Here is an 11,805-nt window from a genome sequence, read left to right as displayed (position 1 = left end):
AAGGTGAAGCTATCGTTGCCGGCTCCGCCGTAAAGGGAGTCAGCGCCCAGGCCACCTGATAGCGAGTCGACGCCATCGTAGCCGTAGAGGATGTCGTTGCCGTCATAGCCAACGAGCGTATTTGCGGCAGAATTGCCGACAATGATGTTATTCAGGCTGTTCCCATAGCCGTTGATTGCGCTCGTACCCGTCAACGTCAGGTTTTCGACGTTGCCTGGCAGTGCGCAATTAGCTGAGGCAAGAACTAGATCGGTGCCCTCGTTGGCGATCTCAACTGTGGAGTCAGATGAGCTGTCGACGATGTACGTGTCGTCGCCGGCACCGCCATACATTGTGTCGGTGCCAGCGCCACCATCGAGAGTGTCGTTTCCAAGTCCACCCCAGATGGAGTTAGCGTACCAGTTTCCCCTCAGCGTGTCGCCGTAGCCCGAGCCAGAGAGCCCGTAGATGTTAATGTACGTGTCGCCCGCTGCCTCGCCGGTATTGTTCGAGGGGGTCGCCAAGTCTGCGGTGACGCCACTTGTGGCCTCCCAGTATGCGGCCTCGTTCCAGCCGGCGCCTCCGTCAAGCACATCAGCGCCCTCCCCGCCGAAAAGCCGGTCATCGCCATCGTTGCCGCGGAGGGTGTCGTTTCCTCCTCGCCCTCGCAGATTGTCGTTGCCGCCGTTGCCCCAAATGTCGTTGACAGCGTTGTCGCCGGCCAGCATGTCATTGTATTCTGAGCCACCAATGTTCGAGATGGAAACGTAGGTGTCACCTGCGGCGAAGCCCGAGTTGCTCCCCAGACTCAGGAAGTCAACGGTGACTGCCGCGGTTGCGTCGGCATACCAGGCCTCGTCGGCGCCCGCTCCGCCATCAAGATAGTCGGCCCCCGCCCCGCCTGCCAGGCGATCGTGACCATCCATTCCGTACAGGAAGTCGTTGCCCTCGCGACCATGGATGTCATCGTCACCACCGGCGCCGAACAGGTTATTGACGCCGGCATTGCCAAGCAAGAAGTCACGGTAGTTCGTCCCACGGACGGACTCGATCGACACCAGCGTGTCCGACAGCGCCTCACCGGTATTGGAGGTCGGACTTGCCAGATTCACTGTTACCGCGGCCGTGGCGGAGAGATATGATACCTCGTCGTTGCCGTCACCGCCGTCGATGGTGTCAGCCCCGGCACCACCTGTCAGTTGATCGTCACCTGCACCACCCCTGATTGCGTCGTTGTCGGCACCGCCGTCGAGCTGATCGTTGCCGTCCCCCCCTTCCAGAATATCGGCGCCACCTGCCCCGGTGAGTACGTCGCCGCCCGCCCCTCCGTTGAGGTAATCTGCGGCAGCGCCTCCATAGATGAGATCGTTGCCGTTCTCACCATAGAGGAACGCGGTCGCAGCTCCCGCGATCAGAGTGTCCGCATGTTGAGATCCAGCAAACGCTTCGACGGAGTTGTAGGTGTCTCCCGCCGCATCGCCGGTGTTGGCAGAGAAATTCCCCGTGTTTATGGTCACTCCGGCAGCGGCGTCCGCATACGAGGCAATGTCGTTCCCGCTACCTCCGATCAGCACATCGCTTCCGGCGCCACCAACCAGTACGTCGTCTCCGACGCCACCATTGAGAGTGTCGATGCCGGCGCCGCCAAGTAGAATGTCTCCGCCGACGCCCCCTGTCAGAACGTCATTTCCTGCGCCGCCATCCAGAGTCGCAGGTGCCGACGATATGCTCTCTGCATCTACGCTCGTGTGGGCTTGACCGAGTACCTGACGTGCCAGGTTCGGACCCGACCACTCGATCTTTAGGTTGGCCGGCGAGGTATACTCGAGATAGCGAACCTCAATCCGGTGTGTTCCCGCGCCCAACGCAATAGAACCGGAGAACGGATTGACTCCGCCACCAGCAGTCACCAGCACGCCGTCGACATAAATCTCGGTACCGTCATCTGAGGCGCCATAGAAGGTGTAGGTACCTGCCGCCGTGACCGATACGGCGCCGGTTAGCCGGATGGCGACGTAGTCAGATGGCCCGCCAGCATAGATAGCGCCAGTTCCGAAGTTCTTGTCGAGAGCTGCCCACACCTCGACGCGCGAAGGTGGGACATCCCACGGAACGAGGCTTAGTGAGGTCGTGCTCTGCGTCACAACGAAGTATTCAGCCAACAAGCCAGCAATCGCTCCGGACCCTGCTGCTGACGCTCTGACGACAGTATCGTTCATCACCTGCTTCGTTACACCAGGGCCGGACCATTCAATCCACTGGACGGTAGCGCCTGTATTTTCGAAATATCTAACCTCAATCCGATGGCGGCCAGCAGCCAAATTCACAGATCCCTGGCTAGTCGTATTGTAATCATGAACGCCGTCGTTGTTAACGACCAGCACGCCGTCTATGTATACTTGGCTGCCATCATCTGATGCAGAATAGAATGTATACATGCCTCCGGACGTAACGTCGAAAGATCCGCTATGCCGAGCGGCTACATAGTCAGCTGGTCCCCCTGGAAATACGGCCGTCGGCCTGTCAGCCGTGCCCCAGGTCGCATCGCTCTCGATCGCAACATATGTAGGCGTCGCGTTCCAGTCTATTTGAGACATGGAGGTTATGGAACCGCTCTGTGCGAAGTATTCCGCAAAGAACCCAGCTGGCGCTTGTCGAGCAACAAGTACGTCGTTGTACGCGGAGCCGGTGATGTTTTCGATGGCGGTCAGTTTGTCTCCGGCGGCATCACCGGTGTTGCTTCCGTTATTACCCAGGTAGACTCTGACTCCCGCAGTGCTACCCGCATAGCTAGCAGTGTCGCTTCCCGCCCCGCCGATCAGGATGTCAGCGCCGGCACCGCCCACCAGTTGGTCGTTGCCATCTCCGCCGAAGAGGGTGTCGTTGTCTGCTTCGCCGAGCAGATAATCGTTCTGGCTGCCACCGGTCACGACGTCGTTGCCGGCCCCGGCCCAGATCGATGTCGATGTGTTTGCCAAGCCAACCAAGGTGTCGTTGTAAGCTGATCCGGCAATACCCTCGATGGCGTTGAACGTATCGCCTGCGGCCTCGCCGGTGTTGGCTCCGGCATTACCCAGCTCGACACGCACGGCTGCCGTGGCATTGGCATAGCTCGCGACGTCAGAGCCGTTGCCGCCGATCAACTGGTCGGCGCCCTTGCCGCCTTCCAGGTAGTCGTCACCGTCGCCGCCGTCGAGGATATCGACACCGCCGCCACCGACGAGGATGTCTGAGCCCGCTGCACCGCTTAGGCTGTCCTTGCCGTCCGCGCCGATCAGCGTGTCGTTCAGGCTGCCGCCGGTGCCGACATAGGTGACGGTTTGGCCATCCGAACTGATAGTGGCAACCACCGTCTTGTTTACTGTGCCGTTGGCCGCGAGATCGATGATGGTCTTGATCTTGCTGCCGTCAGCACGGGAAACCAGGGTCTCCTTGTGGTCGATCACCGCGTCGGCATTGGTATCCTGAGACAGAGTCGTTGTGAGGCCGTCAGCGCTGATGACGAGCGTGCCGCTCGACAGGACCGCGCCGCCAGCATTGACATCGCTGATGGTCGCCAGCTGCGAGCCATCCAGTTTGCGCTTCCAGGTTTCGGTGTGTTCGTAGGTGCCGTTACCGTCGTAATCCGCCTGCACCGTCCTGGTCAGGCCATCGGCGCTGACCGTGACGACCTGAACTGCCGGAACGGTCTTATCCGTGGTTGCGACGACAGAACTCCATTCGATCTCGCCGACCTGCGGGCCGATTGCACGTGCGGCCGCGTTCGCCGTCGTCGTCGTGATGCTCGAGCCGTCGATCCGGGTGACGGTGGTCGCAACCTCGTCGGCGCTGCCATTGCCGTCGATGTCGACGCTGGAGATCGTTGTCCGGCGATCAGCGCTGACGGTGACCGTGATGGTCTTTTGCAGCACCGGCGCGATGACCGTCACCGTGCCATTCTCGGCTTTCTCGCTGACCTTGTAGATGCTGGTGGTTTCGACCGTCGAGCCGTCAGCGTTGTAGGTGACCGTCCGGCCGGTCGTGCGATCGATGATGCCGTCGCCGTCATTGTCCTTCTGGGTGGTGAGCGACAAGCCGTCGGCGCTGCTGCTGGTGGTGAGCTGGGCCGTCTTGACGCCGGCACCACTCCAATCCGTGATCACCGTCGAGGAGCTGCCATCGACTGCCTTGGTGACGACTTCCGTCTGGTCGACGATGCCGTCGCCATTGGCGTCGCGGCTGACCGTCATCCTGGTTCCGTCCGCCGCGGTCTCGACGATCGTCCTGTCTTTGAGGGCTCCGCCGGCAGCAAACGTGCTCTTGGTGACCACGGTGGTCCCATCGGCCAGGGCCTTGGTGACGATGGTCTGGGTTTCTTCGTAGGCGCCAGACCCATCCATATCCTTCTGGATCGTCTTGGTGCGGCCGTCGGCGCTGGTGGTCGCCACCACTTTGGACACCAGCCCACCGCTGCCATCGGTATTGGTGATGGTCTGGGTGGTCGAGCCGTCGGCGTTCCTGATTGTCACGTCAGTCGCCGTCTCGGTGAACGCCCCCGTACCGGCAGAATCCAGCTGCGTGGTCTTGCTCTGCCCATCGGCGCTGATGATGACACTGGAGCGGCTCTTCAGCACCGCCCCGGCATGATGGCTGACCATCGTGGTCTTCGAGCCGTCGGCATTGAGAACGGTTTGCTCGCTGCGGCTCGCGCCGAACGTGCCGGAACCAGTGAGGTCGAGCTGAGTGACCGCGGAGAGGCCATCGGCACTGGTTGTCTTTACTGAGCGCTCGGTGACGGTCACCGCGTAAGCAGGATCGGCCGAGCTCGCGATGCCGCCACTCAGCGTCGCCCGAACGACTGCGCGAACCGTCGAGCCATCGGCGTTGAGCGTAAGCGCATCGGTGACCTGGTTCTCGGCCAGGCCATCGCCGTTGGCATCAAAGCGGATGGTGCGGACAAGCCCGTCGGCACTGGTGGTCTCATAGCGACCGTGCGTGGAGCCATAGAGGCGCCCGGATGCCGACTGAACCACGCCATCCATGGCGGAGACAGTCACGCTGCCGTCGGACAACTCGGTGCGCGCGAGCGTATGCTCGACCGTTCCGTCGCCGTTGACGTCCTCGGTACTGGTCACCGAGCGGCCATCCGCGCTGGTCGTGGTGGTGGTCCGGTCGTGCAAGGAGCCGTTGGCGTTGAGGTTGGAAACGATCCGCGTCACCGAACCGTCGGCATTGATGGTTGAGACGTCAGTCTTGCTGCGATTGAAGCTGGCGCTGCCGGTCGCATCCCATTGCGTGGTCACCGAGAGGCCATCGGCGCTCGTCGTGACGACGGTCTTGTCGCGCAGCGCACCGCCGGTCTTGAAGTTGGACAGCGTTTCAGTCCGAGAACCGTCGGCATTGAGCGTCACGATAAGGGACTGCGACTGGTCCGTCGTGCCGTTGCCGTCGAGATCCGTGCTGATGGTTTTCGAGAGCCCATTGCCGCTGACCACCTGGGTCGACCGCGACGTCAGCGTGCCGGTCGAGCCGTAGCTCGAGACGACAGTGGCGACCGATCCGTCAGCGTTGGTCGTTGTCTGTTCGACCCGGTCGTTGACGCCGTTGCCGTCGAGGTCGGTGGCGACGGACATGCTGAGGCCGTTGCCGCTGCGCGTGGTAATGGTTCTGGCCTGTAGCGAGCCGTTGCCACTGAACAGCGACAGCGTCTGGACCGTAGAGCCGTCGGCGTTGAGGACGGTAGCGTCGGTCAGCACTGTATCGGCGACTGTGTGGTTGCCGATATAGCTCGAGACCGTCTTGGTGAGGCCATCATCGCTGACGGTGGTCACCGACTTGCCGGTCTGGATGGTGCCAGCGCCGTTGTAGGTGACGACCGTCTGAGTCCTCGAGCCATCGGCATTGAGCGTCGTCGTATCGACCGCTTTGGCGTCGAACGTGCCTTCGCCATTGGCGTCGCTCAGCGTCGTGATGACAAGGCCGCTGGCGCTGACGGTGGTCAGCGTCTGGCCGACACGATTGGCAGCGGCGGTGGACGAGCCGGCATAGGTGGTTGTCGTGGTGGTAACGGTGCCGTCGGCATTGAGAACCTTGGCCGAGACGTCGGTAGCATCGACCACGCCATCGCCATTGAGGTCGCGGCTGACGGTCGTGCTGAGGCCGTCGGCGCTGACGCTGGAGGTGACCCGACCGAGCAACGTCGCCCCATTGGGGCCATAGCTCGACACCGTTTGCACCTTCGAGCCGTCAGCGTTCGTCACCGTTGTGACGACGCTCTCGGGCAGCACGTTGGTGCCGACATAGCTGCTGGTGCTCGTGGTCAGCCGGTCGGCGCTGACGGTGGTCACGCTCCTTGCCGTCTGGACCTGGCTGGTCCCGGCATAGTTGATAGCGGTAGTAATCGTTGAGCCGTCGACGTTGCGTACCGTGACCGAGGTCGTCGTCTGGTGCGACGATGTCTGGGTGCCCTGATAGCTCTCTGCGGTGATGCTGAGGCCGTCGGCACTGGTGGTGGTGACGGTCTTGCCGATCTGAACCGTACCCGCGCCATTCTTGGTCACCACCGTCACGGTGGAGGAGCCATCCGGGTTGAGCGTCGTCGATCTGCTGCTGAGGCTGTCATAGCTGCCATCGGCATTGGCATCGATTTCGACCGTCTGGCTGAGGCCGTTGGCGCTGGTCGTTGTCACCGATTTCGACAGCAGCGTCGTGCCATTGGCCGAGTAGATCGACACTGTGTCGACCGAGTTGCCGCCAACCACGGCGACGGTTTCCACGCGATCGAACGCCCCATCGCCATCACTGTCGACACTGATGCTGCGGGTCTTGCCATCGGCGCTCCAGTTGAGGACGGACTTGTCCTGAATACTGCCATTGGCAAAGCTGTCGGTGATGGTGCGCGTGGTCGAGCCATCGGCGTTGAAGACGGTAACGTCCGCCGTTGTCAGGTCGTAGCTGCCATTGCCATCGGCATCGACGGCGGTCGTCTTGCTGTTGCCGTCGGCGCTGCGGGTGACGATCGTCCGATCGCGGAGGGTCGTGTCACCATTGGCCCGGCTCACCGTCGTGGTGGTGCTGCCATTGGCGTTGTGGACGATCAGACTCTCGCTGCTGAGATCTACGGTCGCGTTGCCATCGAGATCGGCGCTCACCGTCTTGCTGGTGCCATCGGCACTGGTGACAGTGGTCGAGCCGCCGACGCGGTTGGCTGCGGCCGTTCCGTCGCCGGCGTAGTTGGTGAGCGTCTCGGTCCGGGTGCCGTCACCAGCAACCGCCGTCGTTTCGACCCGGCTGGCGTTGATCGCGCCGCTGCCGGTCAGTTCGACCTGTGTGGTCTTGCTGTGCCCGTCAGCGCTGGTGATCGTGGTGGTTTCGTTTCTCGTCGTGCCGTCGGCATTGAGCTGTGTCACCGTAAGGGTGAGGCTCCCGTCGACGCCAGTGACACGGGTCTCGACCTGGTCGTAATTGCCCGAGCCGTCGAGGTCGCGGCTCACCGTCACCGTCTTCCGGTCGGCGCTGGTCAGGGTGACCTGGCGACGCAGCAGGATCGTGCCGCTGCCGTCATAATCGGAAAGCGTATTGGTGATCGACCCGTCGCCATTGACCACAGTCACATCGGTTTGCACGCGGTCGACCACGCCGTCGCCATTATTGTCGAAGCTGACGCTACGTGTCTTGCCGTCGGCGCTCACCGTCGAAACGGTTTCGCTGGCGAGGCTGCCATTGGGGCGCGTCGCCTTGTTGACGATGGTGGTCGAGCCGTCCGGGTTCGTGGTGACAGTCTGGGTGACGATGTAGCCGTTGGCATCGTATTTGAGCGCGGTGTCGGCCGCCGTACCCGTCGAGCCGTCGCTCCTGGTGTAGGTGGTAGTGCCCAGGATTTTCGAGCCATCGGGCAGCGTGATTTGCTGGTTGTCGCTGATCAGGTTGATCGAGGTGATGCCGAGCTCGGCCATCGTCTTCAGCGTCGTGGTGCCATCGGGATTGGTGACCAGCACCTTGAACAGCGACCAGTCGGCATCCGACGCATCGAGCTTGCCGTCGTGATTGGTGTCGAAGACGTTGCGCAGCGCCTGCATGTCGGTCTGCGCGGTCGAATCCCAATCAGTGAAATCCACCTCGTTGCGATTCTCGATGATGCCGTCATTGCCGGCGTCGCGCACCAGCACGCCATCCCCCGCTCCCGCCCAGGCGGTGCGGTGATCCATGCCGTCACCGGCCATGTCGAAATAGAAATTCGAGGAATCGAGCGGCGTGATCTCGATGCCGTCACCGTCGAGGTCGATCAGCACCGGCTTGTCGGTACTGCCGGAACTACTGGAGCTACCGCTGGAACTGCCGCCAGAGCTTGAGCCGCCGGACGACCCCTCATCGACCGTCGATGGTTTGTCGGTAGACGGACTCGTGCTGCCACCACCGCTGCCACTCGAGCCCGAACTACCAGTGTCTACTGACTGCGGCTTGTCGGAGGTCGTGTGCTCGCTCGGAGTTTGCGTTGGATTGTAGCCGAGGTCGCTCATCCGCTCTTCGGTGTAGTAGAAGGTCACGCCGGAAGTCGGATCATATCGCTTGAACGCATAGTCGCTACCATCCGGCAGCTTCTCGAACGCGTAATCGTGTCCGTGTTCGAAGTACACGTTGTCGTTGCGGAGGGTGTAAGTCTCACCGCCGTAGCCGGCAATCTGCGTGTACTGATGGCCATCCCGAGCAACGCCTGCACCGATGACGGTCAGCTGGGTCTCCTGGTCAATGCACATGTTGTGCACACGCATGCCGCCGGCGACATAGGTGTGCAGGTCCTCAACCTCGAAGTTGTAAGTGACCCAACCAAAGCGCTGCCGAGGCGCCAGGGCGCTGCTGCCCGCCACAGGGTATTCATTCATAGCCCGGTGCGGATACCGTTCCGCTGTTTCGGCCGAGAAGCGAACCGATCTACCCGTAACCTGCTGCAGGGTTCCGTCCTGCGCGACGATCATGCCATCGCGATCCGCCAGGATGCGTTCAATCGACTCGAAACTTCCGTCTGCTGTGAGGAACAGGTGTCCCGGCGTAACCGTCACACCGTTTGACAGTTCGATCCATTCATCAGTGAGATTACGGAACAGATGGACCACCCTACGTGGAACGAGGGGGCCTCGGCCGTCCCGGTTGGTCTCGGAGTACGCAAGTACAACATCGCCGACGGCGATCTGGTCAATCCGGCGAAACGTCCCATCAGCAAGAGCGATTTTGGTGTCGCCCGAAAAACAAAAGGCCCACACCCGCTCCTCAATGTCTGGAATCGGGACATTCAAGGCCAGAACGCGTTCTGATGTGGCGTCGACCGCCGCTTGATCTCCGAACTTAAGTGCTTCTCTAAAAAGGCTTAGCGTGTACGCATCCGCCCGAGAGTACCCCAACGTCTGAAATATCTCCGCCTGAACCAATATCGCTTGCTGTCGACTCAACCCATGATCGAACTCTTCCGCAAGCCTGTGCCGGTCGTCTGCCGACATCTTAATAAGACCATTTAGATCTCCGACAGGTGATCTGTATCGATCCGATTTCTGTCCGTAGAAATGGTAGGCGGCCAGCTTCCATCCATCCTCAGGTGCGTATGCTATCTCAACGACGCGCTTCATACTTTGCGTGTCGAGCCACTCTTGGACGACAGTTTCCCTAAATCTTGAGTAACCGTCCGCCACGTTTCCAAAAATGAATGAGCCAGTTGACGCGCCTACTAACGCACCCACCGGACCAAATTCGCTGAGCGCAACGCCACCAATGATCCCGCCAACATCTCCTGCCGCAATATTAAGTCGCGCCGAAGAGCTTGTGGTCGGCTGAACAATTTTGTACCCGTCGGCAAAATACTGTACCGCGTTTACTACGCCACCTGTTATGCGAAAGGTAACCAGCCCCGGAGAGGAGTTCGGCAGATTGAACTGTTGCTGCGCCATCTGATGAAATATGTCGACAGCCCCGCCGGGTAACTCCTTCGATACGCTCGCCGCCAAAGTCTTTAGCTGCAACTCCGCCGGCGTATCCGTCGTCTCAACGTAACCCAAGCCGCTTACGTAGACTTTCCCCACGACTACCCACCCCCCGATTTATTGCGCCTCGACGCTACATATCAAAATTATGACGACAATTCATCAAGTATAGACGACATCTCCTGAACAATCGCGTCAGGCTGCATCGGGGGCTGCACGAAAAAAACCCCGCGAGCCACACACGATTCATTAAGAACCGCCCAATATCCTGTCGAAAGTACGTCGACTTCCACTCCGCCAGTCTTAACGCGCGCGGCGCCGACAGTGAATACGTAAGCATCATCCCGAACTACTCGTTCAATCAAACTACCAGTAGCGAGCGAAGATTGTGCCGCCATCCCCTTAAGTTCATCGAGTAACTCGTCCGGCATCGGCTCATTCACACTATCTTCGTAAGCGTCACCAATCATCTGAATGAAAGCATTGCTAAGAGTGCCTTGGACGGATCGCATGGCGCCCGCGCTGCCAGGAAGCAAAACGACGTGCTCTCCTGATCTCCCGACAACGTCGATCCGCTCTGTTGCGACCCCACCGTCAACATTGGCACTGTGAGCAACGGCACCGTCCAATCTTGACTGGAGAACTTCAATACTTGGGCGAGGACAGCCAAGTATGCGCAGCTCGACGGCCTCCCCCTCCCCGGCGGCCGCTCCAACCAGAACTACCAAGACACACGAGCTGAGGAACCGCTTAGACGCGTTCGGAGTGTATTTCGGCCGCTTAATCTTCACATGCATCATTTGATTCACTCAGGTGTCACAAGCAATATTGGCGGCGGATACTCCTGGTTCGCCCAAGGCCTTTCCATCTCGCTCCAGTGGCTAGCATCGCCGCCACCACCCGTCTGCAGAGGTTGACCAAGGTACACAAGGCACGTGCCGTTCCATCGGCACCCAGCGAGCCAAACGTCCCCGACGGCGATCTATTCACGCCCGCCACCTAGGTCGAGATTGACAACAATATTCATGCCAAGCGGCTGCCCACGTCGACCAAGTCCGCCGCCTGCGCCATGCGTCCCATGCACCAGCAGGTCTGCCGCTCCGCGGGCGTGGCTCCACTTCTTGGCCTCCTCCAGGAGGAGCCCCGCCACCTTTCCACCCAACAACGTGCGCCGAATCCGCGGCTCGATAAACCACGCCAAACACGTCGCGTAGCACCCTCCGTCGGCGAGCCACGCCTCGCCTACTGCCAGGTTGATCACCCCCACGACCGAGGTCTTGTGCACGACGAAGAACGCCGCTCCGTTGTCCTTACGGCCTAGCGCCGCCATGACCTGTTTCAGAAACTTCTCTTCAGAGAACGGCAGGTGGCTGTAGCGACTCTCAGCGTGCCAGGCGCGGGCAAGTGGAAGCAGAAGCAATGTTTCGCTGGCCGTGCTGAGCTTGAACATGCGTAGCGTTGACGTACGGAACTTTGGCGCGACCAACCGCTCGACTTCCTCTGCCGACATTGCCAGCGCATCCATGGGATCTTGACTTGTGAGTGTGGCCCAACCGTAGGTGAGACGACCACACCGCAAGTGACGAGGCAAGAGAGATTATTGGAGGAATTTTGCGTATCCTTGGCCGCGCAAGCATCGGCTCAGACATGGACGACAGAAACTCGGACATGGAAGCCACCCTGAGGCGGTTTTTGGTATCACCAGCTAGTATCTTGCAGGATACATGTTCGCGCGGCTGCAAACACAGTCCGTTACGTCCTCAACACTCCATACGCCTCGATCGTGGCGCCGAGCCGGCCGCTTCCGCGGCCGGCTCGGTGGGCAGTCTACTCTGCCCTATCCGTCTGCATCACCAACCCGCCCCAATCAGAACAG

General features: G+C 60.7%; 3 protein-coding genes. All 3 read right to left on the bottom strand.

The annotated features are described in order from the left end of the window. Positions 1-10,004: PA14 domain-containing protein (locus ACSQ23_RS28400; RefSeq protein WP_436092708.1), on the bottom strand; the 10,004-nt coding region annotated here is incomplete at its 3' end. 71 nt (positions 10,005-10,075) lie between these two features. After that, positions 10,076-10,558 (bottom strand): hypothetical protein, encoded by a 483-nt coding sequence (locus tag ACSQ23_RS28395; RefSeq protein WP_436092707.1) that lies wholly within the window; start codon positions 10,556-10,558, stop codon positions 10,076-10,078. Between the two features lie 353 nt (positions 10,559-10,911). Continuing rightward, positions 10,912-11,454: a hypothetical protein gene (locus ACSQ23_RS28390; protein ID WP_436092706.1), complete on the bottom strand. Its 543-nt coding sequence runs from the start codon at positions 11,452-11,454 to the stop codon at positions 10,912-10,914. Positions 11,455-11,805 lie beyond the last annotated feature (351 nt).

This window comes from Devosia sp. LjRoot16 (assembly GCF_964252795.1).
Lineage (GTDB): Bacteria > Pseudomonadota > Alphaproteobacteria > Rhizobiales > Devosiaceae > Devosia_A.
The sequence above is the reverse complement of the archived record's forward strand: the minus strand, read 5'-3'. Positions and strand labels throughout refer to the sequence as shown.

Coding starts and splice junctions, on each gene's coding strand:
- ACSQ23_RS28390 (WP_436092706.1), bottom strand. CDS start 11,454: ATGGATGCGCTGGCAATGTCGGCAGAGGAAGTCGAGCGGTTGGTCGCG.